Origin of the sequence: Vibrio sp. 1-1(7) (genome assembly GCF_013048485.1) — a bacterium.
Taxonomy (GTDB): domain Bacteria; phylum Pseudomonadota; class Gammaproteobacteria; order Enterobacterales; family Vibrionaceae; genus Vibrio; species Vibrio fujianensis.
Genome location: NZ_VHSP01000001.1, coordinates 130,036 through 154,955, shown reverse-complemented (window position 1 = coordinate 154,955; position 24,920 = coordinate 130,036). Strand labels below are relative to the sequence as shown.

The following is a 24,920-nucleotide window of genomic DNA, read 5'->3' as shown; positions in this document are numbered from 1 at the left end:
GATAACCAACGTGTGAAATTCAGCAACAAAAAAGCCACTTGGCTAGTTAGTGGCTTCTATTCTATTTAATTAAAAAAATAAGGCAACCAAGCAATTATCAGGTGTGATATTGGTTAAAAGATTAAGATAAATCTTAGATTCCAATCTCTGAAGCCGTTAAATTGTGATATTCCGCAGGGATTTGATCCCATGCCGACTTTATTTCACGGATAATATCAATAACGTCATCGATCGGTTGTGGGTCGTTTTTATGATTAGCCGTAGAAATTTGAGTGATCATAAACTCATAAAGCATATCGAGGTTTTGCGCGATTTCACCGCCATCTTTCATCGATAAACTACTACGTAAACTGATGATAATATCCAGTGCTTTTCCTAAGCGTTCACCTTTAACGGGTATATTACCTTGCTGCATGGCGGCCTTTCCTTGGATCAGACGCTCAATCGCACCCGCCATCAACATCTGTACAATTTTATGTGGTGAGGCTGCCGTTAGCTGGCTATCCACTGATACTTTTTTGTACGCCTGTAAAGAACCACGCATAGTCTTCCTCTTATAAAAACTTTTTGTATTGCTGAACTGATTTATTACCGTATCGATACTTTTTAAGGTTATTCCCCATCGATTGTGTCTTTTGCTGCATCAGTTCAACAAGGTGTTGTGTCTCTAAAATAGCACTCTGCCATTCAGTAGAGTGCGCAAATGAAGGATCTTCTGCCATATTCTTGAACAGTATTTCCAACACAGTTTCTCTTTTATCGACCAACAAGATAATTTCTTCAGTATTTATATCATCGGCCATCAATATTTTTTTGATTTGACGATTGATATCACATAATCGCTCAAGGGTCGTTTGCATATTACTGACCTAATGCATTCATCATGCTAGCAAGTTGAGACTGCATCTTCCCTGTTGCGTCTTGCATCGCTGAAAACTTTGCATGGGTTCGCTTTTCTAAGCCATCCATACGGCGATCCAACGCGTCTTGATCTTTGGACAAACGACGTGTTTGTTCCGATAAACTATTTTCTCGATTACGGATAGACCCAGTTGCCCCCGTCAAACCTTGAATGGCATCTTCTACTCGCTTAGCAAAGCCTTGGTTACCACCAAAAAACTCGCCAAGCTGAGTAAAATTAGTATTTAACTGGCGGTTAAGCATAGCATAGTTGATTTCTAACGTCCCTTGACGAGTCGTAGTAATCCCAAACTCTGTCAGGCTTTTTAAATTGGCAGGTGCTTGTTCAATCGGAGAAGAAAATACAGCTTTAAGACGAGAATCTGCGCTACGAACAATACTATCACCCGCTAGCGGGCCTGCCTGACCGGTGTTTGGGTTAACACCAGAAAGTTCTTTACTTATCTGATAAAACTGGTTGTAGGAAGCGACAAATTGCTCAATGTCCTGCCGAACACTATCACGATCATACTCGATATCAATTGCTGTAGGGGTTTGGCCCGGGTCAGTCTTTCCTTTCAAGGTTAAGTTGACCCCTTCAATGGCATTCTCAATCACATTATTATCACTGGATAATGTGGCAATACCATCGAGTAATACTTGAGAATCTTGCCCAGCTTGGACTTGAATCATGCCCTGATATGCATCAAAAGAATCCTGAGCTGATTTTAGTTCACGTTGAACATTTTCCATAGCTTCCAGGGCGTCACGCTCTTCAACGGGAAGTTTGGCACGCTGCGCAGCTTTAGCCTCTTCCGGCGTTATTTTGCCGCTTTTTACCGCCTCATCAATAGCGGCTTTTTCACGCGCTAGTTTGGCATCAAGCTTGGCTTGCGCTTCTTTCGGCGTGACATAAGAGTCGGTTAATGTTCCTGAAGCAGTATTACTCCATCCTGGTACATCAGGCGCTTTGGCTAACGCTTTATCATCAAGTTCAGGCTCGGGTTCAGAATAAGAATCTAATAAGGTGCCTGAAGCGGTTTCTGTCCAGCCAGGAATTCGCTCTTCTGGCTTTAGATACCGGTTAACCTGTTCAGCGACTTTGATTTCTGAACTTTCCTCCCCCGCCACTTTATCGGCGAGCTGTTCGGTTTGAGTTTTTACTTGTTCATCAAGCTCTCGCGCTGCCTCACCAAGTTTATCGGCTACTTTGGCGGCTACCTTTTGTTGTTCTGGCGTTAAAGGTGCAAGTAACTGCTGAGCTTGGGCGCGAGCGGCTTCTAAATCTTTAATACGATCTTCGAGCGTTTTATATTCTAAGCGTTTTAGTGCGTTGTTTGATTCAGCATCTGCGCGAATTGAAAGGCGATTTTTCTCGCCAGAAAGATTAGAAGCAACAATCAGGCGTGGCCCTTGTACGTCATTAATAATCGAAGCACGCACACCGGGATTGTTTTTTTGATTATTAATGCCACGAACAACATCACTCAACGTAGCATTGTTCGTAACTTCAACGGTAAAACTTTTAGAACCTAAAGAAACTTGCAGCTTACCCGGACCAAACTTAGTCTCACTTGGAATGACTTCCGAGGCGACTTTATGGTTTTGGGCAAGCTGCAGCACATCGACAGCGTATTTACCCGCCATGGCTTCCGTATTTGCTGTTGCGGATATTACGTTATCGTTCGATGTGTCAACTTTTCGCACAGCGAACGCTTTCTCTTGACGAAAATTCGCCATGAGATGTTTCATCGTATCCAGCGACTCTCTAAGTCGCCCATAGGCACTAATACTGGTATCAATATCATTACGCTTATTATCAATGCTCTGCTGCTTGGGCACGCGCTCGGCATTGACAATGGTGCTGACAACATTATTGATATCAAAACCAGTGTTCATTCCCATTGGGCCTAAACTCATCCAATCACCTCAACAATACGATTACGCCTTGATCACCAGCAACCCCGATTTTGGGTGTTGCTCACGAGAAAGACGTCGCAAAACTTCAAGCATTTCTTCTTCTGGGATCTGACGAATAACATCGCCAGTCGCGGCTTCATATATCGTCACCACATCCCGTCCGGATTCTTCATCGACTCTGAACGACAATCCTTTATTGATCGAATTAACAAACTCATCCATTCGTTCAAGGATTTTTACTCGTTGCTCTTCATTTAAACGTTCCCGCTCATGGGTCTGTTTTATGGCTGTCTCTAACGCTTGTTGTTGACTGCGTTTAAGTTGTTCTGAAACTTGTTCGTGAGCCTTTTCAGACTCTCGAACCGAACGATAACCATTTTTTGAAGAAGCACTTTTTACGCTCTCGTTTTCCGAAGCAAATTTAATGCCACTTTGCGAGCCGTAAGGCTGGATGTTCGATGTGTAGGATGGAACTTCCATAACAATCTCCCTTCCACCTTCTTATAGATAACTCAACCTTGATTTAGTTACCCATGTTACTCATTTAACCTGAAATTACCCCAACAGGCTAAGAGCTGCAGATGGTGACTGCTTCGCTTGAGCCAAAACAGAGGTACTGGCTTGTTGCAATATTTGTGACTTAGTCATCGCGGTGGTTTCTTTCGCGTAATCGGTATCTTTAATTCGACTACGAGAAGCATTCACATTTTCGTTAATGTTATCTAAGTTACTAATTGCATGGCCAAAACGGTTCTGGAACGCACCCAATTGTGCACGTTGGCTGTCTACCGATTTTAAAGCACCATCAAGCAAGGCGATGGCTTCTTGTGAGCCTGCCACCGTCGTAACATCAATATCTTTGACCGTTACGTCTTGCCCTGCACCAAAGCCAATTTCAGTCCCCAAATCACCACCAATGGTGACATCACCCGTGACTTTCTGCGACGAAGCAAACAACTGTAGTTTACCGTCTTCACTAACGGATGCTTGAATATCATCATTTTGACCATTAATGTAAGTCGCGACTTCTTCAAGATCATCACCCACTTTAGCGTTAATAGTAACGTTTTGTGCTTCCCCTTGCTTATCAGTATAACTCAAGGTAAGGTCGGTTGCGCCTGCTGAAACAGACCAGTCAGCGGCCTGTCCAGCGGTCGCACGATAAGCTTTTCCGCCCATTTCAGCGGTATCAGAACGCAAACTGCCCATGGTTAATGTCACCGCTTCGCCTGAATCAGCACCAATTTGGAAAGATTTACTACCAAAGGTACCATTCAGCAATCGGTTACCACCAAAAGAAGTACTTTCAGCAATACGATTAAGCTCGTCATTCAATGCGCCGACTTCTTCTTGGATAGCGAGACGCTCTGAACGAGAGTTAGAACCATTTGATGATTGAAGGGCCAGATCTCGCATACGTTGTAAGATATTGGTACTTTCATTCATCGCCCCTTCTGCAGTCTGTGCAATCGAAATACCATCGTTGGCATTTCGTACTGCGACATCCAAACCTCGACTTTGCGATGTTAAACGGTTGGAGATTTGTAAGCCTGCTGCATCATCTCGCGCACTGTTTATTTTGTACCCGGATGACAGGCGTTCCATTGATTTTTGCACACCCGCCGCCCCATTATTGAGGTAACGTTGTGCGGTCATCGCCGAAACGTTAGTGTTTACGTTAATTGCCATAGTATGATCTCCTTAGGCGATTGTTAGTGTTCTTCCGAGTCTCTCACCTCTCGTCCAAACACCTCATTTCTCTCGTATCCTTTAACGGCCTAGATTAGATATCCTTTAGCAAAAAATGCCTTATTTTTTTGTTTTTTTCTCTAAAACACAAAAGCGTGATCAGAATCAACATATCAAATATGGTGTATGACCTGAATTTGATCAATGAATTCATGATCAACGACGAATTGAAGATCGAATATTAGGATCTGTTGACCTTTCGAGCTAATTTTTACAGCAGTTTGTGGTTTCTTTATACAAGACAGAGGCTTTGAAATGTAGTGGCTCTACCTGAGAAGCCGATAACGCCGCAGAAAGGATCCACAAATGCTGCCCGAAGGGTTCGGCTAAAAGTGTTTGACTCTTTGTTGAGCGGTGTTTTGCATAGAGTAACTAGGCGAAAAACCGCCGCCGCGATTAAAACGCTTTTATCTCGAACAAAATTTAATCGCGAAAGGTCAATAGACCCTAGGTATAAAAAAATCCAGCCGAAGCTGGATTTTTGTGTTATTTCTTTCTTTTCATTAACCTAATAGGCTTAAAGCCGCATTAGGTGCTTGTTTCGCTTGCGCAAGGACTGAGCTGGAGGCTTGTCCAAGAATTTGCGCTTTGGTCAAGGCGGTCGTTTCTTTCGCAAAGTCGGTATCTTTAATCCGGCTCTTCGATGCATTGACATTTTCATTAATGTTGTCAAGGTTACTAATGGCGTGTCCGAAACGATTTTGGAATGCCCCCAGTTCTGCACGGTGACTGTCAACATATTTCAGCGCTGCATCGACAATCGCCACCGCTTCTTGCGCACCACCCACCGTGGTTACATCAATGTCATTGACTGTGACATCTGATGGGCCAGACATCCCCAAATCGGTTGCTAAACCGCCACCGAAGGCGACCGTTTCTACGCCATCTTTATTGCTGGCAAAAATTTGTAGCTTACCCTCTTCATTAACAGAAGCTTGTACCGCATCCGTTTGACCATTGATGTAAGTAGCAAGTTCTTCAATATCATCACCCGCTTTTGCGTCAATGGTGATCGGGTCGGCTGCACCGTTAATCGTGATGGTTAATTGATCGCCAGCGGCCGCACGCCAGTCTTTCCAGCTTTCACCGCCAGCTCTGTCTTGCGCGACGTAGCTCTTACCGCCCATCATTTCATTATCGCTACGCATATCTTTCATGGTGAGCATCACAGCTTCACCACTTTGCGAGCCGATTTGGAATGCTTTAGTTTGGAACGTGCCATTCAGTAGTCGGTTACCGGCAAATGAGGTCGTTTCAGCAATACGGTTCAACTCTTTATTAAGTGCGCCGACTTCTTCTTGAATCGCAACACGCTCAGATTTTGAGTTAGAGCCGTTGGCCGATTGTAGCGATAGATCACGCATCCGTTGTAGGATGTTGGTGGTTTCATTCATCGCACCTTCGGCGGTTTGCGCCATTGAGATACCATCATTCGCGTTACGCACCGCAACATCTAAACCACGGCTTTGTACATTCAAACGGTTAGAAATTTGCAGGCCTGCTGCATCGTCTTTAGCGCTATTAATTTTAAAACCGGACGATAGACGCTCCATTGACGTTTGCTGCGCACTATTGGCACTATTTAGGTAACGTTGTGCGGTCATCGCTGATACGTTGGTATTTACATTCACTGCCATGGTGGTTTCTCCAATTGATTTTCCGATATTTCCGGTTTTCGACGTCTCGTAAAACCAAGGTAGTTCTCTCAAAGTTATTCTCTTAGCGGCGTGGGAGAAAAAAGCTTTAGGAAAAAATGTCTTTTTTTTAAAAAAAAGCATCTGCATGATAACAATGGATAACGCGATGAAAAATTTAAATAAAACTCATATGTTCGACTCAAGATTTGTCGCTTAATGCCGATAATTGCCGTTTGATTTATCCATTGAGTAAGGTTAAAGCTAAATTGGGTTGCTTTTTAGCCTGCGCAAGAATAGACGCACTGACTTGTTGAAGGATCTGCTGCTTGAGCATCTGGGTGGTTTCTTTTGCATAATCGGTGTCTTTAATTCGACGATGAGAATCCGCTAGATTTTCATGTGTATTCTCTAGGTTATTTATCGCATGACTAAAGCGATTTTGCAGAGCACCCAGTTCGGCTCTATGACTATCGACATACTGTAGCGCGGTATCTAACACTGACACCGCTTTCTGAGCTCCGCCCACCGAGGTAATGTCGAGATCATGCACAGAATCATAACCATCAAGCCCAAGTTGTAGTTCATCTGCCAAGCCTCCACTGAATGATAACGTACCCGCCGTTTCTTGCCCTGGCATATAAAGTTGCAATTGTCCTTGCTCATTGACCGAAGCCGAAAGAGATTCAGTTTGCCCATTAATATAAGTGGCAAGCTGTTCAATATTATCTCCCGCCTTGGCTTGTACGGTTATTTGCTGGTTATTACCTGAGGCATCAAGATAGTCGATCGTCAAATCTCGACGTGCTTGGCTCACTACCCATTGAGCATTAACTGATCGGGCTGAGAGATAGCTAAAGCCTCCCATATCCAACGTATCTGAACGCATATTTTTTAAAGAAAGCGAAACCGCCTCACCAGATGCCGCGCCAATTTGAAAAGATGACTGACCAAATGAACCATTAAGTAACCGTCTTCCGGCAAAAGAGGTCGTTTCTGCAATGCGATTAATTTCATCATCCAAAGCGGTCATCTCTTCTTGCAGAGCTTGCCGTTCAGCATGGCTATTTGAACCATTCGCCGATTGCAGCGACAAGTCTCGCATTCGCTGCAACAAGGATGTGGTTTCTTGCATAGCACCTTCAGCGGTCTGCATGATAGAGATACCATCATTCGCATTACGCACCGCAACATCCAATCCGCGCATTTGCGTCGCCAGACGGTTAGTAATTTGTAACCCTGCCGCATCATCTTTAGCTCGATTAATTCGAAAACCTGAAGATAAACGTTCTAACGATTGGTTTAGCCTTTCCGTAGCGTTATTGAGATGACGCTGAGTCATTAACGCAGAAACATTGGTATTCACCGTCATTGACATTCGGTATGATCACTCCCACTTAACGGTTACTTTGACGTAACTCCGTTATCGACCACTCATGAAAAAACTTGAAATAAAATGCCGGACGAAAGCCCGGCAGAAAGAAGGGAAAATACGGAACCTACTGAATCGTTAATGCCGCTAGCATCTCTTGTGATGGCGCAAAGAAATACGCCCCTGTGACGGCATGAGTAAAGCGTAATAACTGATCCGTTTTACCATCGGTAACACCATACATGCTTTCCAGCATTACCTTAAAATTATGCAGTGTTTGGCAGTAAGCAATGAATAATAAGCCGTGTTCACCACTGGCCGTCCCATAGGGGAGGCTATGGCGAACAATTTTCAGCCCCCTACCTTCTTCTTTAATATCCACGCGCCCAACATGCGAGGCTGCGGGTACCTGTTCGAGTTCAACGGAGTCTGGCTTGGTTCGGCCAATCACTTTTTCCTGTGCCGACACGTTCAACCTGTCCCAAGCAGGTAAATTATGCACAAAGCGTTGCACCATCACATAGCTACCACCTGCAAATTCACCTTCAGGAATAATCGCCACCTCTCGACGCTGTTCATCTGTTGGATTCTCTGTCCCATCGATAAAACCGGTCATATCTCGGGCATCGAGATAACGGAAGCCATAAGTTTCGTCGACCACATCAACCGCATCAGCCACATGGCTTAAACATTTACGCATGACATAAAACAGCAGATCATGCCGTTTGGAATGGCAGTGGATGAGCACGTCTACATCGGTACTTGGCGCTTGTATTTCTCCTTCACCAAGCACAGGAAAATCGATTAACTCTTCAGGCATTGGAGCATTTACACGCTGCCAGAATGGCTTGCTAAAGGCCAGAGATAACGTCAGTTCCGCCCCTGGTTGTGTACGATTAATCTCCTCCACTAATGCGGGAAGTGCTTGTAATTGTTCCAGTACCTTTGCATGGTGTTGTTTAATCTTCAAAATGCTGTACAGAGCAAACGGCTCTGCATCTGGTAAAATGGCTGACTGTGGCATTGACATAAGGCATCCTCACTTTGCTTTTTTACACAGTGTAATCGAAAGATAATCTATGGTTTTGATGCCGATCATGGCTTCTCTGCAACCCTGCATCCCTCTCCTGGTAAATGCGCAGAAGATGAGAAAGCATCAAAGCAGTCTTTTACTCGCTGACTACGAGCAAAATACAAGAAAAACCATAATAAAATTAATAATGTCAAAGCGTTAGCCCACTGAAAAACGCCGTGTTGCAGATAAATATGGTAGAGTGTTTGTCCCCCTTGAATGACTAGCGTTAACAAAGTTAACGTTCGGCCCCAAGCAACCCAAAGCCAAACATACCAACGTTTAATGTGCCTTAAATGAATCAGCCACATCAGGATCATGCTCGGTAGCCCAGCCACTAACCCTACGTAGAGCATTTGTGTATCTGGGTAGATAAGGCTAAGAATCGTAGGGCCATGTTCACGACTCACGCCAGCCACGACTAACACCACCCAAGCTCGAGCTAAAAATAGCCACCCTAGCCAAAGCCACAGAGAAGCCTTCAAGTAACCATGTGTATCATAATGTTCAAAAGAATAACGCATCATATTGGGTCGATGGATAAAATCACTGTCAATACTTTAACGTAATCATTAGAAATAACCTACTCCCACGAGAGGGGTATTCTCTGTTGCTTGCTGAATAATTGAATGCCTTGTCGTTTGAGAAAAAGAGTCACAACATGCTAATCTACTGGGAAAATAGAAGGATTATCCATGAAAAAAACCACCATCCCCTCTCCACAAACGCAACAAGAAGCGATGTCAATCGCCAAAGCTACGCAAAAACCAGGTCAAACCAAAGAACAAACTAAACTGATTGCACAAGGCATAGAAAAAGGCATTGCGTTATATAAGAAGCAGCAAAAAGAGAAAAGCCGACAAGCAGATAAAGCACGTAAAAAATTATTGAAAGAGCCAGCAAAACCAAATGATAACCATGTACCTGTATTCGCAGCGACCTCATCTCCATCTTTCTCTAAACGAATGATATTACCTTGGATCTTACTCATCATTAGCTGGGCCGGATTTCTATTATTTCTGTATTAATCTATTATTTCTGCATTAAGGTGTTAAGCGCAGAATCATCACACCATGCCACGGCGACATTCACTTTTGTCGCCCCCTACTAAGGTCTGTTGACCTTAGCGATGCTATGCTGACCATCCAATCTAACTAACGAGCGAATTTATGATCATAAATTCGCTCGGTTATTTCTACTCGCCGCTTGTTCCAGCTTCACGACGCTTAATCAACTTGATTAATAACAGGCAAAAATTGGAAACGATACCAAAAAAAACCAAACGCAAAAAAAAAGCAAATAAAAAATAACTAACTGATAAATAAAAAATTAAAAATCAAATGGCCACTAATTGGCTAAAATGTGATCCCAACATCATCCAGTAAAAATGGAAACGTTTACAATCTTGCGTAAAATATACTTAGCATTAGGAACAAAATGATGTCCCACATACAAAATGGTTTGAGTTTTATCGACATTATGGTGTTTGCAATCTATGTTGCTATCATCATCGGTGTCGGCCTTTGGGTATCCCGCGATAAAAAAGGGATAGAAAAAAGTACTGAAGATTATTTCTTAGCTGGAAAATCTCTTCCTTGGTGGGCAGTCGGAGCCTCGTTGATTGCTGCGAACATTTCTGCCGAGCAGTTTATTGGGATGTCAGGTTCGGGCTTCTCTATCGGCCTTGCGATTGCCTCTTATGAGTGGATGGCAGCCATTACTTTAATTATCGTGGGTAAATATTTCTTACCCATTTTTATTGATAAAGGCATCTATACCATTCCTGAGTTTGTCGAGAAACGTTTCAATAAAAACCTTAAAACCATTTTAGCCGTCTTTTGGATCGCTCTTTATGTATTCGTTAATCTGACTTCTGTCCTTTATCTCGGTGGCTTAGCTTTAGAAACCATCCTCGGTATTCCATTGATGTATTCGATTGCAGGACTTGCACTCTTTGCACTGGTCTATTCGATTTATGGTGGTTTGTCAGCCGTCGTGTGGACAGATGTTATTCAGGTATTCTTCCTTGTGTTAGGTGGCCTACTTACCACATATATGGCCGTCGGCTTTATCGGTGGAAACGAAGGTTGGTTTAGTGGATTATCACAAATGGTAGATGCAGCACCAAACCACTTTGAGATGATTCTCGATCAAAGTAACCCTCAATATATGAACTTACCAGGCATCGCGGTACTTATCGGTGGGTTATGGGTTGCAAACCTATACTACTGGGGATTTAACCAATACATCATTCAACGCACTTTGGCAGCAAAATCAATTCAAGAAGCACAAAAAGGGATTTTATTTGCTGCTTTTCTAAAATTGATTGTTCCATTTTTAGTTGTGATTCCTGGTATTGCCGCTTATGTCATCACCAATTCGCCAGAATTAATGGCTAATATGGGTGAACTTGCGATGCATAATATTCCTACCGCAGCACACGCGGATAAAGCCTATCCTTGGTTAACACAGTTCTTGCCTGTTGGTTTAAAAGGCGTGGTCTTTGCGGCACTTGCAGCAGCGATTGTTTCCTCTCTCGCTTCCATGCTTAACTCAACAGCAACCATCTTTACGATGGACATTTACAAAGCATATATTGCGCCACAAACGGGCGATCATAAACTGGTAAATGTGGGGCGTATCACGGCTATTGTCGCCTTGTTTATTGCTTGCTTAATCGCGCCAATGCTCGGTGGTATTGGTCAAGCATTCCAATACATTCAGGAATATACTGGCCTAGTTAGCCCAGGCATTCTAGCCGTATTCTTACTGGGTCTATTCTGGAAAAAAACCACCAGTAAAGGAGCTATCACTGGCGTTGTTCTTTCTATTCCATTTGCTCTGTTCCTTAAATTTATGCCAATCAATATGCCATTTATGGATCAGATGCTATACACCTTACTCTTTACGATAGTGGTGATTGCCTTTACCAGCTTGAGCACATCGGTAAATGACGACGACCCGAAAGGAATTACCCTGACATCATCAATGTTTGTCACCACGAAAGGATTTAATATCGCCGCCTACGCGATTACCATTATACTTGCCGTTCTTTATACCATTTTTTGGTAAGCTTCCTCGGCCAGACTATAAAGCCCCGCTTCACCAAGGGGCTTTATCCCATCAAAGTGAGTGAAATATGCACCAAGAATTACTCCCTAATATCGTGTCATTCTTACAGTCCATTACACCTTTTGAACAACTCAAACCTGATATTCTTAATCAAATAGCAAAATCCGTCGACATACTCTACCTTGGTCAAGATGAATACCTCGAAGCAACACCAAATTCAGAACAGCACTTTATTTACCTCATTCGAGCTGGTGTAATTGAACAACGGTACTTAGATCATACCCTGCGTTCAAGGTTAGGAGAGTACGATATATTTGGCTTTAGTTGGCAAACGGACGCCCAAGCGCTTTATCATGTGATCGCGATTGAAAATACACTGCTTTATCGCATCAATTATGACACTTTGTTTACTCTTGTCTCTGCCTATCCTGACGTTGTAGCTCAATTCTCGCCCAATATCCCCACTCGACTTTCTCATACACCAAAGACAACGTTATCCACTCAAGCTAAAGATATTTTCTTACTCCGCGTCTGTGATGTACTTAATCGAAATATCCTTATCGTCGCCCCTGAAACAACAATCCAACAAGTCGCATATCGTATGCACAATGAACTACGCAGCCCATGTGCTGCCATCGTTGATAACAAAAAATTGATCGGCTTGGTCACAGATAAAGACATGACGAAACGAGTCGTCGCACAAGGGTGGGATATTCAGCGCCCTATATCCAGCATCATGACGACCGACTTACATACCGTTCATGATGGCGATCTGGTTCTCAAAGCTACTGAATTAATGATGCAATACCACATTCAAAACATTCCAGTGATTGATGCCAGCCAACAAATTATGGGCATCATCACACCGCAGCAATTAATCCAAAAACACAGTATTCAAGCGATTTTCCTAACTGAAAAAATCACTCACGTTGACTCCGTTCAGTCACTGATTGCTCTGTCCCATGAACGCGATGCTATCTTTGAAGCGCTGGTTGAAAATCAGGCTTCAGCAAGTATTGTGGGGCAAATGATGGCAATGATATATGATGCTTTTACTTGTCAACTATTAAAATTAGCCGAAACACATTTAGGCTCAGCCCCCTGTGCCTATGCTTGGATTGTAGCGGGTTCACATGCTCGCAATGAAATTCATCTCAGCTCAGACCAAGATAATGCGCTTATTTTAGACGATTGTGTGACAGATAAAGACCGAATTTATTTTAGCCATCTCGCCATGTATATGTGCAAAGGTTTAGCCGAATGTGGATACTCACTTTGTACAGGGCGTTTTATGGCCGTCACTCGTCAGTGGTGCCAGCCACTAAAAGTCTGGCAGGAATACTATCGAAAGTGGGCCAGAACACCAGAATATGATCAATTGCTCAAGCTTAATGTGTTTATTGAAATTCGATATATAGCAGGTGATAAATCACTATTTGATCAACTCGACACGTATCGACATGCACGAATTACCCACAATAGTAAATTGATGGCCGCCTTAGTCTGTAATGCGCTAAAAACACGCCCACCATTAGGGATTTTCAACAATCTGGTGTTAAAAAAAGATGGCAACAGCGGTGAGAAAACTCTTGATATCAAACATTCGGCGATCAATTGCTTAGTGGATATGGCAAGGATTTATGCCCTCAATGAGGGAGGTCATATGTTAGATACTGAAACGAGATTAGCGTTTGCCCATCAAAAGTCACAGCTCAGTGATAGTACCTATCAAGACTGCTTAGGTATTTATCAGTATTTAACCCATTTACGTCACCAACATCAGGTAAAAGCGTTACAAAACGGGCAAGAAATCAATAACAAACTTCTCCCTAGCCAGTTTGGAAGTTTCGAAAGGCAACATCTTAAAGATGCTTTTCGTATTATTTCAGGCCTTCAAGAGGCGATGCGTATGAAATTCGGTCAATAAAACCATGCTATTTTCATCCTCACCATTAAAATGTCTGGCCAAGCAACGCCTGCAAACCATTAAACAATGCGTCAATTTTCCCCCAGCAATAGATCAATTGCTGACGTCACCGCTTCCTTTACCTGATGATGATGTACGTCAACAAACCTTAATCGCCTTAGATTTTGAAACGACAGGATTAAATCCTAAACAAGATCAAATCATCAGCATCGGCTGGGTGCCGATTACACAAAATGTGATTCAATTATCCGGCGCTCAACATTTTTTAGTGAAACCGTTATCACAAAAAAATCATCAACAAGCGGTTATTCACCATATACTGCCGGAAATGCAACAACAAGGGATACCACTTAAGCAAGGAATTGATATATTATTCCAACAATTAGCCGGAAAAGTGTTATTAGCTCATGGTAGTGTTATCGAACGTCAGTTTCTCGCTCATTATATCCAACAGCAAGGTTGGCCTAGTCTGCCCTTAATTTGGTTAGACACACTAAAAATCGAACAAACATACCATCGATACTCTTGGTGCTCCCATGCGCGAGTAAAGCAAGATTGGCGCTTAAGTCATCTTCGTAAATGCTACCACTTGCCTGATTATCAGGCACACCATGCACTCTCCGATGCAATCGCCACTGCTGAGCTTTATCTTGCCCAGTTGAAACGGCTATTTGCTAAAGAATACATTCCTTTAGAGACGCTAATGAGAGCCTCTCTTTAGACTAACTTGGTCGACTCACCAACCAGTCAGGTGAGTGTGCTCATCACGATTAAAATAAAGGCTCATGACCCATGGCTACAATTAAAGATGTCGCAAAAGCGGCTGGCGTATCCGTTGCTACGGTTTCACGCGTGGTTAATAAATCCCCGAAAGCAAGTCAATCGTCAATCCAGGCCGTTACGCAAGCGATGAAAGCGCTCGGTTATCGACCTAATGCCGCCGCACGTGCTCTAGTGAGTCAAAGCACCAATACCATGGGGGTTTTAGTCTCTGATGTTTCTGATCCTTTTTTTGGTACTTTAATCAAAGCCGTTGATACCATTGCCCGAGAAAATGGCAAGCACCTGTTGATCGGTAACGGCTACCATAACTCACATGATGAACGGCAAGCCTTAGAGTTATTGATCAACAATCGTTGTGATGCGCTCGTTATTCACGCTAAAGGCCTATCTGATGACGAGTTGATTCGTTACGCTGAAGAGGTCAAAGGGATGGTATTGATTAATCGTCATATCCCAGAGCTTGCCGAACGCTGTATTTCACTTGATAACCGCAAAGGGGCATTCCTCGCGACGGAATATTTGATTCGTCACGGGCATTGTAAAATCGCCTGTATCGCCTCTTCCCACAATATCGAAGATACTGACGAACGTCTGCAAGGTTATCAAGCCGCGCTAACAGCCTATGGTATTGAGCTTCCCAAAAGTTATATCGAGTACGGCGATCCCAATAGTGATGGCGGCGAAATCGCCATGACCAACCTGCTAACCAAGTCATTAGAGATAACTGGAGTGGTGGCCTATAACGATCACATGGCAGCAGGGGCATTAGCGACATTAGAGCAAAATAGCATTGAGGTTCCGAATCAAATCTCTATTGTTGGCTTTGATGATGGCTTAATTGCTCGTTTTGTTCACCCAAGCCTAACGACCATTCGCTACCCAATCGAGATGATGGCGGAACGCGCTGCTCGTTTAGCCTTGGCACTATCACGTGATGAAGTGATTGAAGAAGAAACGGCGATATTTACTCCAACGCTAGTGCGTAGAAACTCGGTTGAACGTCGTTGATTATCGATAATTCACCTATCGAACACTCCAAAACCCGCTCGGATTATTGAGCGGGCTTTTTCTTTGAGCACTTGTCGAGACGATATGGATTCTAGCTCAAGGCTTCGTTCGGTTTTGTAGACTTCACGTCAACGCCTGCCGCAAATTCCCAAGCTAAAATTCAAACTGATAAGTAGTTTGATGCTGGTAGCCCCCCTCAGCACTCAACATTCCACGGTTAAGTCCCCATTGTGGTTGGTTTGGCCCGTCTGGAAAGTATTGTGTTTCCAATGCTAGGCCATCGTAGCGTTCATAAGTTTTACTTGCACCCGGCGTACCAGCTAAGAAATTACCTGAATAGAACTGGATGGCAGGTTTGGTGGTTTTCACCTTCATCACCACATCTTCTTTTGGTGCAATTAAAACTGCGGCGACTGATACCCCATCGGTCACTTCAGGCATGAATACAAAGGCGTGATCGTAGCCACCAGCAGTTTTCTGATCTTGCTCTGCAAGAAATTCTTGGCCAATCAATTTGGGCTCGGTAAAGTCGAAACTGGTGCCCGAAACTGGCTTTTGTTCACCAGTAGGAATTAACTCCGCATCTGTTGGCAAATAATGCCCAGCGTTAAGCTGTAAAGTATGATCCAAACTTTTTGCACTACTCGCCTCTCCGGCTAAGTTAAAATAAGCGTGATTGGTTAAATTAACAGGGCAAGCCTTATCCGAATGAGCTTCATAGTTGATAGCCAGTTGGTTCTCATTCGTTAACATATAAGTCACTTTAACATCCAGATTACCCGGGTAGCCTTGGTCGCCATCTGGAGAGTGAAGCGCAAACACAACTTGTTGTGTTTGCTGCTTCACCACTGTCCAACGTCTTTTATCAAACCCATCCCAACCACCATGTAAGGAGTTTTCACCGTTATTAATACCAAGTTGGTACTTCTCTCCGTCTATCTCAAACTGCCCTTTCGCAATTCGGTTAGCAAAGCGGCCAACAATGGAACCGAAGTAAGCGTCTTGCTTCATGTGTTCAACCATATTTGGTGAACGCAACAACACTTCACGGTTTTCACCATTTACCGGTAATGTGCAACTCAACCACGTCGCACCGATATCCATAAACGACGCCGTCATACCATTTGCGTTAGTTAGATGAATCAGATTCGCAGTTTGGCCATCAAACGACGGCATTTGCGCCATCGCTTGTTCTAGTTGTTCAAAATAGATTTTCATCGTCAGTCCTTACAGCACTTCAACTAAACCGGCACCATTTTTGGCTTGGCACACATAAATCGACGCTGTTAAGCCCGTTGCTGCTTGATATTTTGCTTCAACCGTTGCTTTTACTTCATCGACTAGCGCTGGCGGAACGAGGGCAACAATACATCCCCCAAAACCACCGCCTGTCATGCGCACGCCGCCTTGCTCTCCGATCACCGCTTTGACTATCTCCACCAGCGTATCGATCTCTTTTACGGTAATTTCGAAATCATCGCGCATTGAGGCGTGAGACTCGGCCATCAGCTCGCCCATACGCTTCATGTTGTGTGCTCGTAGCGCTTGCGCCGCTTGCACCGTACGATCGTTTTCTGTGATGACGTGACGAGCACGTTTTGCCACCATTTCATCCAGCTCAGCCACTTTCTCGTTGAACTGCTCAATCGTCACATCACGCAACGCTTTCACACCGAAAATGCGTGCCGCTTGTTCACATTGCTGACGACGCGTATTGTATTCACTGTCGACCAGACCACGTTTTTTGTTTGAGTTGATGATCACCACCGCCATCTCTTCCGGCATCGATACCGCTTCGGTTTCAAGACTACGGCAATCTAATAGCATCGCATGATTTTCACGCCCTTGCGCTGAAATCATTTGATCCATAATGCCGCAGTTACAACCGACGAATTCGTTCTCGGCTTGCTGACCGTTTAAGGCAATTTCCGCTTGGCTGATCTCAAGATTGAACAGCACTTTAAACGTTTGACCGATCACCACTTCCAATGCCGCCGATGAGCTCAAACCCGCGCCTTGAGGCACGTTGCCGCTGACTGAAATATCTGCACCTGTGAACGAGTAACCGCGTGCAAGAAGGCACTTCACCACGCCGCGAATGTAGTTCGCCCACATTTTATCTGGCTGGAAGGTAATGGCTTGCGTGATATCGAATTCATCCACTGCGTTGCCGTAATCGACCGAGACCACCCGCACGATATTGTCTTCACGCTTTGCGGCTGCAACCACGGTTTGGTAGTTAATGGCACATGGCAACACAAAACCATCGTTGTAGTCAGTGTGCTCACCAATCAGGTTCACACGACCAGGCGCTTGGATAATATGGCTTGGCACGTAGCCCAACACTTGCTCAAATGACGCTTTCACATTTTGGATAAGTTCAGACATAAGGATATTCTCTTAAAATAGTAATTTGATGTCGGATAGCGCGTTGAGCCTAATTTTCTATCGGTAAAGTCGCGCTATCCCGTTATTCGTAATCAGTCCAATTTAAAGACTTATACCCAAACAACTTGAAGTTGCAGGTAGGCGGCAAATGAGTGACAAACTTGTCTGGAACAAATTTGAACAGCCGTAGGCCTGGCCTTTGGTGAGCGCCACGGATGGCTCTCATCATCCCCATGAGCATAGATATGCTATGTGATTGGGGTGAACGAATGCAGCCAATACCGCTGCAGCTTCAAGTAAGAAGGGTATAGCATTCTTTGTAATGGACATCACTCACATCGCGCAGACGCTGCGCCGCTTGCTCGGCGGTGAGATCACGTTGGCTTTCTGCTAGCATTTCGTAGCCCACCATGAACTTACGAACTGTGGCACTGCGCAGGAGTGGCGGATAAAAAAGTGCATGAAGTTGCCAATGGTCAATGTCAGTGCCTTGTTCAAAAAACGGCGCGTAATGCCAGCCCATCGAGTAAGGGAAAGAGCATTGGAATAAATTGTCGTAACGGCTGGTCAGCTTCTTAATCGCGACCGCTAAATCGTCTCGTTGCTCATCGCTAAGTTCGCTCATGCGACGAATGTGCGTTTTCGGCAACAACATGGTTTCGAACGGCCATGCCGCCCAGTAAGGCACCACCGCCAGCCAGTGTTCGGTTTCCACCACGATCCGTGAGCCGTCTTTCAGTTCCGCTTGTACGTAATCCACCAGCAAGTTGCTGCCGTGTTCTTGGTAGTACGCTTTTAGATTGTGCTCTTTGCGCTCGATTTCATTGGGTAAGAAGCTGTTCGCCCAGATTTGACCATGTGGATGCGGCTGAGAACAGCCCATGGTTTCGCCTTTGTTTTCGAACGCCTGAACCCAAACGTACTCTTTGCCTAGCTCTTCAATTTGCTCATTCCATGTATCAATCACGCCACGAATTTTATCCACTGGCAGCTCCGGTAAGGTTTTGCTGTGATCTGGCGAGAAGCAAATCACGCGACTCAAACCACGTACGCCTTGCGTTTTAAATAGCGGATTGTCTGATTCTGGTGCATCTGGCGAGTCCACCATCAGCGCAGCAAAATCGTTATTGAACACATAGGTGCCTTGATAGTCTGGATTGATATCACCAGAGATACGTTCGTTGGTTGGACAAAGAAAGCATTTACCGTCATAACTTGGTAGCTCATCCTGAGCAGGCTTTTCATCTGCGCCGCTCCAAGGGCGTTTTGCGCGATGAGGGGAAACCAAAATCCATTGCCCAGTCAGAGGGTTATAACGGCGGTGTGGATGGTCCACTGGGTTAAATTCAACATTTGACATCTTAACTTACTCAACTCTTCAAAATTCTTTAAACGATCCCCTTTCTACTTGAAGTAACAGCGGTGTTAGCAACATTGGTTTACCTCAATCACATCGTCTATCTACGCTGATGGAGATTCACTCATTTGACACCGATCTAAAACTGCAAGTAGTTTGAGGATCAACTTCCCAAAACCATAAGAAGCTCATATCACAAAGCGGTAACTGCAATTACTCCGGGGAATAGCCATTAGGGTTGTTTGATTGCCAGTTCCAGGTATCGGCAGTCATTTCAGCCACCGTGCGTGTTGCTTTCCAGCCTAGTTCACGCTCGGCTTTTTCCGTGCTCGCCCAACATTCGGCAATGTCCCCCGGGCGACGCGGGCATAACTCGTAAGGCACTGGTTTACCGCAAGCGGTCGCGAACGCATCCACCATCTCAAGTACGCTCGAGCCTTTACCTGTACCTAAGTTGTAAATGTGCAAACCCGATGTTTCCCCCACCGATTTCAAAGCCGCAATATGGCCATCGGCCAAATCCATCACGTGGATATAATCACGCACGCCAGTGCCGTCTGGTGTTGGGTAGTCGTTGCCAAATACCGCGAGTTTTTCTCGGCGACCAACAGCGACTTGGGCGATAAATGGCATCAGGTTATTGGGAATGCCTTGTGGGTCTTCCCCCATACAGCCCGATGGATGCGCGCCAACTGGGTTGAAGTAACGCAGTAAGGTGATGCTCCAATCGTTTTCAGCATGGAACAGATCGCCTAAGCACTGCTCCACTATATATTTGCTGCGTCCGTATGGGTTGGTGGTTGCGCCTGTGGGTGAATCTTCGGTGATCGGCACGATTTCTGGGTCACCATAAACCGTTGCCGATGAACTAAAAACAATGCTTTTCACGCCCGCTTTACGCATGCTGCGCGCCAACACCAATGAACCATTGACGTTGTTGTCGTAGTACTCAAGTGGTTTCGCCACTGATTCGCCAACCGCTTTTAAGCCCGCAAAGTGGATCACCGCTTGAATATCGTGTTGCGCAAATACCGTATCCAAAAACACTTCATCACGGATGTCACCTTGGTGGAACGCAGGCTGTTTGCCAGTCAACGCTTCAATTCGGTTTAACACTTCCACGTTAGCGTTAGATAAATTATCAATAATGATGGGTTCAAGGCCCGCCTCAATCATCTGCACACAAGTATGGCTTCCGATGTAGCCCAGCCCTCCGGTAATCAAAACACTCATAAGCCCCCCCTAACTCTTCAAATTGGCTTCAATGACAAGCAGTCTATCAGCAGATAGTGATGTTTTTCTGTGATAAAAGCCCCAAAGTGGAAACGTTTACACTAAAGATACAATCTATTATAAAGGTATTTAATTTAATAAAGACAGAAAAAAATAAAAACTCGCTAGAAAAATGATAAACGTTTACACGACAATAAGCCGTTCAAAAAGAAGAGAAGAAACAAATTAGAAAAAGGGAAATCACGTCCAGATAAGCAAAAAGCCAGCACTGCTGGCTTTGACTGATCATAGATTCACTTATCATACATCACGTTAACGACGAAATGATTATCGTCTAATTAAGGATGGTTTGATTAACTCGCGCTCGCTTAAGCATGAAAGCCAAGGCTCGCGGCAATATCGTGTTTACGTTCGACAACCCACTGGCTATCAAATGGCCCCCAATCGGATAATCGATAATAACCATCATTATGACGACGTCCATCTTGAACAAAATTAAGTTCAATCCCGATCCCGGGCATCGCTTTAATCACATCCTGAATGGTGCGACGCGGCCATCCGGTTTTTTCAATCAACTTGGGGACATTAGGCCGCTCAAGGCTTTCAACCAATAAAGCCAAATATAAACGCCTTGCAAAAACAGGACTCAGTTCCATTGATACCTCCTAAATAGTGCAAGACACATTATTTCTGTTTTACCAGTAATTTTGTTGAGATAGATCAAGAACTTGCTAATCGAACCTTCTATCTAGTACTTTCTGGTACTTTTCTGTCTCTTTGAGCAGCGAGATTGATCATTCTCGATTATCTATCATCATAGATTGACTCATTCAGCGTTATGGCACCTTGTTTGGGTATCGTCTAGATATAATAAACAACAAAATCTACGGCTTTCATTTTGTCACTCTTCTCGCTTCCTGTTAGGATTCTCTACTCAAACAAGGTGCGATAAAAATAATCACCATCAATTTCAAAGGAATCATATGCTCATCACGCTTTACGGTATCCCGAACTGTGACACCATAAAAAAAGCACGCAAGTGGCTAGAAACACAGGCAATCGAATATCAATTTCATGATTACCGAAAAAATGGTATTACTCTCGAATTAATAAGCGAGTTTTTCCAGTCGTTAGGTTGGGAACACGTTATTAATAAACGGGGAACCACTTACCGCCAACTAAGCCAAGAACAAAAAGAGAAGCTAAATGAAGCCAGTGCCTTGGCACTTCTTCTTGAACAGCCAGCGATGATCAAACGGCCTATTTTACGTGTGCAAGATACGCTCTATCTTGGCTTTAATGCTCAGCAATACAGTGAAATTTTTTCTTAAATACAAGGATTTCAAGGATGACAGACAGCCCAGTACTGGCACTTGCAAAAAATTTAATTAGCCGTGAATCCGTCACCCCCAATGATGCAGGGTGCCAACAAGTGATGATCGAAAGGTTAAAAAAATTGGGATTTACCATTGAAGAAATGATCTTTGATGACACCACTAATTTATGGGCTCGGAAAGGGACGGAAGCACCACTTTTTGTGTTTGCTGGACACACCGACGTCGTTCCAGCTGGGCCACTATTTGAGTGGCATACCCCACCATTTGAACCGACCGTCATTGATGGCTATTTGCACGGACGCGGCGCGGCAGACATGAAAGGCTCATTAGCTTGCATGCTGGTCGCGCTGGAGCGTTTTCTAGCACAGAACCCAACGCATAAAGGCTCCATCGGTGTCTTAATTACTTCCGATGAAGAAGGCCCCTTTATTAATGGTACAACCCGAGTTGTTGATACCTTAATGGCTCGTAATGAACTGATTGATATGTGCATTGTTGGTGAACCCTCAAGTACCTTAAAAGTCGGGGATGTTGTGAAAAATGGTCGCCGTGGTTCTATTACTGGCGATTTAAAAATTAAAGGGGTCCAAGGACATGTTGCCTACCCTCACCTAGCCCATAATCCAGTTCACCACGCTCTTCCTGCTTTGGCTGAATTAGCCACAACCACTTGGGATGACGGGAACAGTTATTTCCCTCCCACCAGTTTTCAAATTCCCAATCTTCAAGCAGGTACCGGAGCATCCAACGTGATTCCTGGAGACTTTGATGTTCAATTTAATTTTCGTTTTAGCACCGAGTTAACCGACCAAGAGATCAAACGGCGAGTACACTCCATTCTTGATGCTCATGGGTTAGATTACCAATTAAAATGGACCTTGAGCGGTCATCCTTTTTTAACCGATACCGGTGCCTTATTAGAAGCAGTGATTGATGGTGTGACTGAAGTCAATCACCAAGCACCACAACTATTAACAACAGGCGGTACTTCTGATGGACGCTTTATTGCCAAAATGGGAGCTCAGGTCGTTGAACTTGGCCCGGTCAATGCCACCATTCATAAGGTAAATGAGTGTGTCAGTATTGCTGACTTAGAAAAGCTGACCGACATGTATGAAAAAATTTTAGAGAAGCTACTCGTCCAATGATGTTACCAAAGCAATTAACAGGCAAAGTTGATGATCACCTAACCGCGGTGATCATCGGAGAAAAAGCCTTTTGGGTCCACCCTCAAGTCAGCCACGATTTACTGGCTTTAAAACAGGCAGCCAAACAAGCGGGCTTTGATCTCAATATTGCCAGCGGCTTTCGCTCCTTTGCTCGCCAGAAAAACATTTGGGATCGAAAAATGACCGGGAAATCGGCTGTTTTAGATGATCATAACCGCCCCTTAACGATATCGACTTACTCTGAAAAAGAAAAGATCTTGGCAATTTTGCGTTGGTCAGCTTTACCAGGAGCCAGTCGTCACCACTGGGGGACCGACTTTGATGTTTTTGATAGACGAGCATTACCAGAAAATGGGTTATTACATTTGGAACCGTGGGAATACTTACAAGACCATCAAGCCCCTTTTTATACTTGGTTAAAGGCTCATTTAAACGATTTTGGGTTTTTCTTCCCTTATCAAGGCCAGCATACTGGTGTTGCTTTCGAACCTTGGCACATCAGCCATAGCCATACGGCTGAATATTGTTTAACCTCACTCACACTCGAGGCACTTCACGCAGAGTTAATCAACGAGAGGTTTGAAGGGCAAGAAACGGTACTGCAAAACCTAGAGATGATCTACAATCATTACATCATTAATATCGCAAAGGCGAATTAATATGGACGTTTTACTCAACCCTTGGATAATTTCAATCATCGCGATGAGCGTAATCATCGGCAATTTAGTCGCTTTAAAATACCTCTCAAAAATTCGCTTTCATCGAAAAGAAAAAAGTGATTTAGATAAACTCAATGAGCTGGATAAAAAACTCCATTCCGAGTTACTTGACCAAAACACGACCGAAGAACCTACCACAGCGACAAATCAAACAATCGCGCCAGAGAAAGCGATAAATTCAAAAAAATAAAGGACGCACAAGCGTCCCCTTTATCTTATTAAGTCAATATTTTATTATTCAGACTGAACTATAGCTGACAAGACTGGAACCATTTCTTGTAACAGTTCTTGTTCAACTGGCTTACCTGCAGAGTTAGTGACATTAATCGATGTACGATTACCTAGATCACCAAATAAGAAAGTATAAGAGCCTGATTTTAAATTCATCGGTTTCACACCTATTTGATTCCAGAATTCATCATTCGGTGAGGCATATTTCGCTTTAACCGTTCCTTGCGACTGGTTACGTTCTTCAATGGTAAACCCCATACCGGGCATCAAATTCGGTAAGCGCTGCCATAAGACATCATAAGGTGTTCGAGCGATGATGACAGGGAAACCACTACGATCCGCTCCCATAGTTATCGGGATCTGTTTCACCAGTTCCTGCGCTCGACGAGCAGCTTCTTCACGTCGATGTTGATCATAACGGCTAGTCACTAAGTTGGTCATAAAGGTATTATAACGCTCTTTATTGACCTCGCTAATAGGGAGCGCTTTACCATTTTCACGCCAATCAATCAGGGATATCTTAAAGCCATACCGATTATTAGCAGCCACTCGCGTTAGTTGGTAACGACTTCCTAACGTAGCATCTTCATCTTGCGAGCTCCAATTGATCCAATCGGTTTCTAGCTTGTTATCACTCTGCTGAAGAACCTTTATGCCTCGCTCTTGTAACATGCTTAAGGCTGTTTGCCAGATAGTATCGACCTCATCTTGGCGAATCATCCATAAGATCACTTCACCATTTTTTTGTCGCTCTGCGCGAGCACCAGGGATAAGCTCAAGGATTTGTTGAGGAGGGCGTACATCAACCTCCCGTCCAACAGGCCCTGCAAACTCTCCAGCAGGAATCTCATAATGAGGATAATACTGTGGGGTTGCATCTTCCGGTAAAACCCAAGGGGTAATCGGTTTTGTGTCTAAGTAAGTAAAATCATTTTTTGCTTGGCGTCGTTGCGCCGGACTACTTGAACAGGCACTTAAAACCAAAACAGCCAGTGAACCCATAACCAGCTGGCGGGATAACTTCATTGAAACTCCTACATGGCTGAAAC

24 protein-coding genes are annotated in these 24,920 nt (G+C 44.1%); 9 read left to right on the top strand and 15 right to left on the bottom strand.

The genetic code is table 11. The features are described from left to right. Positions 1–133 precede the first annotated feature (133 nt). The 9 genes from fliS to FKN05_RS00785 form a co-directional block, all read right to left on the bottom strand. Positions 134–544: a flagellar export chaperone FliS gene (gene fliS / locus FKN05_RS00825; protein WP_161430789.1), complete on the bottom strand. Its 411-nt coding sequence runs from the start codon at positions 542–544 to the stop codon at positions 134–136. 10 nt (positions 545–554) lie between these two features. After that, positions 555–860: a flagellar protein FliT gene (locus FKN05_RS00820; protein ID WP_161426973.1), complete on the bottom strand. Its 306-nt coding sequence runs from the start codon at positions 858–860 to the stop codon at positions 555–557. A 1-nt stretch (position 861) separates the two neighbouring features. Next, a complete protein-coding gene (gene fliD / locus FKN05_RS00815) occupies positions 862–2,820 on the bottom strand; it encodes a flagellar filament capping protein FliD (protein ID WP_170886597.1) in 1,959 nt (652 codons plus the stop codon). Positions 2,821–2,841: 21 nt separating this feature from the next. After that, entirely contained in the window at positions 2,842–3,300 is a 459-nt protein-coding gene (gene flaG, locus FKN05_RS00810) for a flagellar protein FlaG (RefSeq protein WP_099611528.1), read from the bottom strand. 75 nt (positions 3,301–3,375) lie between these two features. Beyond that, positions 3,376–4,509: a flagellin gene (locus tag FKN05_RS00805; RefSeq protein ID WP_099611529.1), complete on the bottom strand. Its 1,134-nt coding sequence runs from the start codon at positions 4,507–4,509 to the stop codon at positions 3,376–3,378. Between the two features lie 563 nt (positions 4,510–5,072). After that, positions 5,073–6,206 (bottom strand): flagellin, encoded by a 1,134-nt coding sequence (locus FKN05_RS00800; RefSeq protein WP_099611530.1) that lies wholly within the window; start codon positions 6,204–6,206, stop codon positions 5,073–5,075. 238 nt (positions 6,207–6,444) lie between these two features. Next, a complete protein-coding gene (locus FKN05_RS00795) occupies positions 6,445–7,581 on the bottom strand; it encodes a flagellin (protein WP_161426975.1) in 1,137 nt (378 codons plus the stop codon). Between the two features lie 121 nt (positions 7,582–7,702). After that, positions 7,703–8,605 carry a Dyp-type peroxidase gene (locus FKN05_RS00790; protein ID WP_099611532.1) on the bottom strand — a complete coding sequence of 301 codons (903 nt, stop codon included), beginning with the start codon at positions 8,603–8,605 and terminating at the stop codon, positions 7,703–7,705. Between the two features lie 65 nt (positions 8,606–8,670). Beyond that, positions 8,671–9,171, bottom strand: a complete 501-nt coding sequence (locus FKN05_RS00785; RefSeq protein ID WP_170887217.1) for a DUF2919 domain-containing protein — start codon at positions 9,169–9,171, stop codon at positions 8,671–8,673. Between the two features lie 171 nt (positions 9,172–9,342). On the opposite strand from FKN05_RS00785, the gene FKN05_RS00780 reads away from it, so the two are divergent. The 5 genes from FKN05_RS00780 (at position 9,343) to FKN05_RS00760 (ending at position 15,437) form a co-directional block, all read left to right on the top strand. Then, the gene (locus tag FKN05_RS00780) at positions 9,343–9,675 is read left to right on the top strand and encodes a DUF2956 domain-containing protein (RefSeq protein ID WP_170886596.1); all 333 of its coding nucleotides are present in this window, start codon (positions 9,343–9,345) and stop codon (positions 9,673–9,675) included. Positions 9,676–10,084: 409 nt separating this feature from the next. Then, positions 10,085–11,719, top strand: coding sequence for a sodium/sugar symporter (locus FKN05_RS00775; RefSeq protein WP_249339258.1), 1,635 nt, complete (start codon positions 10,085–10,087; stop codon positions 11,717–11,719). 67 nt (positions 11,720–11,786) lie between these two features. Then, complete coding sequence (locus FKN05_RS00770) at positions 11,787–13,646, top strand: DUF294 nucleotidyltransferase-like domain-containing protein (RefSeq protein ID WP_099611535.1); 1,860 nt, start codon at positions 11,787–11,789, stop codon at positions 13,644–13,646. A 4-nt stretch (positions 13,647–13,650) separates the two neighbouring features. Continuing rightward, the gene (locus tag FKN05_RS00765; protein ID WP_161426976.1) at positions 13,651–14,367 is read left to right on the top strand and encodes an exonuclease domain-containing protein; all 717 of its coding nucleotides are present in this window, start codon (positions 13,651–13,653) and stop codon (positions 14,365–14,367) included. A 71-nt stretch (positions 14,368–14,438) separates the two neighbouring features. Then, positions 14,439–15,437: a substrate-binding domain-containing protein gene (locus FKN05_RS00760; protein ID WP_170886594.1), complete on the top strand. Its 999-nt coding sequence runs from the start codon at positions 14,439–14,441 to the stop codon at positions 15,435–15,437. Positions 15,438–15,590: 153 nt separating this feature from the next. Here FKN05_RS00760 and galM read toward each other — a convergent pair whose 3' ends face one another. The 5 genes from galM to FKN05_RS00735 form a co-directional block, all read right to left on the bottom strand. Then, positions 15,591–16,655, bottom strand: coding sequence for a galactose-1-epimerase (gene galM, locus FKN05_RS00755; protein ID WP_170886592.1), 1,065 nt, complete (start codon positions 16,653–16,655; stop codon positions 15,591–15,593). Between the two features lie 9 nt (positions 16,656–16,664). Then, positions 16,665–17,825, bottom strand: coding sequence for a galactokinase (gene galK, locus FKN05_RS00750; protein ID WP_170886590.1), 1,161 nt, complete (start codon positions 17,823–17,825; stop codon positions 16,665–16,667). Positions 17,826–18,117: 292 nt separating this feature from the next. Continuing rightward, positions 18,118–19,185, bottom strand: a complete 1,068-nt coding sequence (locus tag FKN05_RS00745; RefSeq protein ID WP_170886588.1) for a UDP-glucose--hexose-1-phosphate uridylyltransferase — start codon at positions 19,183–19,185, stop codon at positions 18,118–18,120. 210 nt (positions 19,186–19,395) lie between these two features. Beyond that, on the bottom strand, positions 19,396–20,415 hold the full coding sequence (galE, locus tag FKN05_RS00740) for a UDP-glucose 4-epimerase GalE (RefSeq protein WP_170886586.1): 1,020 nt from the start codon (positions 20,413–20,415) through the stop codon (positions 19,396–19,398). A 368-nt stretch (positions 20,416–20,783) separates the two neighbouring features. Next, on the bottom strand, positions 20,784–21,071 hold the full coding sequence (locus FKN05_RS00735; RefSeq protein WP_099611540.1) for a winged helix-turn-helix domain-containing protein: 288 nt from the start codon (positions 21,069–21,071) through the stop codon (positions 20,784–20,786). A 327-nt stretch (positions 21,072–21,398) separates the two neighbouring features. Here FKN05_RS00735 and FKN05_RS00730 point away from each other — a divergent pair, with 327 nt between their 5' ends. Genes FKN05_RS00730 through FKN05_RS00715 form a run of 4 tightly spaced genes read left to right on the top strand, consistent with a single transcriptional unit; the run spans position 21,399 to position 23,830 of the window. Next, the gene (locus tag FKN05_RS00730) at positions 21,399–21,746 is read left to right on the top strand and encodes an ArsC family reductase (protein WP_161427057.1); all 348 of its coding nucleotides are present in this window, start codon (positions 21,399–21,401) and stop codon (positions 21,744–21,746) included. A gap of 17 nt (positions 21,747–21,763) precedes the next feature. Beyond that, the gene (gene dapE, locus FKN05_RS00725) at positions 21,764–22,900 is read left to right on the top strand and encodes a succinyl-diaminopimelate desuccinylase (RefSeq protein WP_170886584.1); all 1,137 of its coding nucleotides are present in this window, start codon (positions 21,764–21,766) and stop codon (positions 22,898–22,900) included. Next, positions 22,900–23,580: a M15 family metallopeptidase gene (locus tag FKN05_RS00720; RefSeq protein ID WP_161427060.1), complete on the top strand. Its 681-nt coding sequence runs from the start codon at positions 22,900–22,902 to the stop codon at positions 23,578–23,580. The genes dapE and FKN05_RS00720 overlap by 1 nt, the downstream gene beginning before the upstream one ends. Position 23,581: 1 nt before the next feature. Further along, positions 23,582–23,830 (top strand): DUF2897 family protein, encoded by a 249-nt coding sequence (locus tag FKN05_RS00715; RefSeq protein WP_099611544.1) that lies wholly within the window; start codon positions 23,582–23,584, stop codon positions 23,828–23,830. Between the two features lie 44 nt (positions 23,831–23,874). Here the strand turns inward: FKN05_RS00715 and bamC are convergent, their stop codons facing one another. Further along, a complete protein-coding gene (gene bamC / locus FKN05_RS00710) occupies positions 23,875–24,897 on the bottom strand; it encodes an outer membrane protein assembly factor BamC (RefSeq protein WP_099611545.1) in 1,023 nt (340 codons plus the stop codon). Between the last annotated feature and the right edge of the window lie 23 nt (positions 24,898–24,920).

Coding starts and splice junctions, on each gene's coding strand:
- FKN05_RS00730 (WP_161427057.1), top strand. CDS start 21,399: ATGCTCATCACGCTTTACGGTATCCCGAACTGTGACACCATAAAAAAA.
- FKN05_RS00805 (WP_099611529.1), bottom strand. CDS start 4,509: ATGGCAATTAACGTAAACACTAACGTTTCGGCGATGACCGCACAACGT.
- FKN05_RS00720 (WP_161427060.1), top strand. CDS start 22,900: ATGTTACCAAAGCAATTAACAGGCAAAGTTGATGATCACCTAACCGCG.
- FKN05_RS00800 (WP_099611530.1), bottom strand. CDS start 6,206: ATGGCAGTGAATGTAAATACCAACGTATCAGCGATGACCGCACAACGT.
- FKN05_RS00765 (WP_161426976.1), top strand. CDS start 13,651: ATGCTATTTTCATCCTCACCATTAAAATGTCTGGCCAAGCAACGCCTG.
- FKN05_RS00790 (WP_099611532.1), bottom strand. CDS start 8,605: ATGTCAATGCCACAGTCAGCCATTTTACCAGATGCAGAGCCGTTTGCT.
- FKN05_RS00795 (WP_161426975.1), bottom strand. CDS start 7,581: ATGTCAATGACGGTGAATACCAATGTTTCTGCGTTAATGACTCAGCGT.
- dapE (WP_170886584.1), top strand. CDS start 21,764: ATGACAGACAGCCCAGTACTGGCACTTGCAAAAAATTTAATTAGCCGT.
- FKN05_RS00735 (WP_099611540.1), bottom strand. CDS start 21,071: ATGGAACTGAGTCCTGTTTTTGCAAGGCGTTTATATTTGGCTTTATTG.
- galM (WP_170886592.1), bottom strand. CDS start 16,655: ATGAAAATCTATTTTGAACAACTAGAACAAGCGATGGCGCAAATGCCG.
- flaG (WP_099611528.1), bottom strand. CDS start 3,300: ATGGAAGTTCCATCCTACACATCGAACATCCAGCCTTACGGCTCGCAA.
- FKN05_RS00770 (WP_099611535.1), top strand. CDS start 11,787: ATGCACCAAGAATTACTCCCTAATATCGTGTCATTCTTACAGTCCATT.
- fliD (WP_170886597.1), bottom strand. CDS start 2,820: ATGAGTTTAGGCCCAATGGGAATGAACACTGGTTTTGATATCAATAAT.
- FKN05_RS00715 (WP_099611544.1), top strand. CDS start 23,582: ATGGACGTTTTACTCAACCCTTGGATAATTTCAATCATCGCGATGAGC.
- FKN05_RS00820 (WP_161426973.1), bottom strand. CDS start 860: ATGCAAACGACCCTTGAGCGATTATGTGATATCAATCGTCAAATCAAA.
- galE (WP_170886586.1), bottom strand. CDS start 20,415: ATGAGTGTTTTGATTACCGGAGGGCTGGGCTACATCGGAAGCCATACT.
- galK (WP_170886590.1), bottom strand. CDS start 17,825: ATGTCTGAACTTATCCAAAATGTGAAAGCGTCATTTGAGCAAGTGTTG.
- FKN05_RS00745 (WP_170886588.1), bottom strand. CDS start 19,185: ATGTCAAATGTTGAATTTAACCCAGTGGACCATCCACACCGCCGTTAT.
- FKN05_RS00760 (WP_170886594.1), top strand. CDS start 14,439: ATGGCTACAATTAAAGATGTCGCAAAAGCGGCTGGCGTATCCGTTGCT.
- FKN05_RS00780 (WP_170886596.1), top strand. CDS start 9,343: ATGAAAAAAACCACCATCCCCTCTCCACAAACGCAACAAGAAGCGATG.
- bamC (WP_099611545.1), bottom strand. CDS start 24,897: ATGAAGTTATCCCGCCAGCTGGTTATGGGTTCACTGGCTGTTTTGGTT.
- fliS (WP_161430789.1), bottom strand. CDS start 544: ATGCGTGGTTCTTTACAGGCGTACAAAAAAGTATCAGTGGATAGCCAG.
- FKN05_RS00785 (WP_170887217.1), bottom strand. CDS start 9,171: ATGCGTTATTCTTTTGAACATTATGATACACATGGTTACTTGAAGGCT.
- FKN05_RS00775 (WP_249339258.1), top strand. CDS start 10,085: ATGATGTCCCACATACAAAATGGTTTGAGTTTTATCGACATTATGGTG.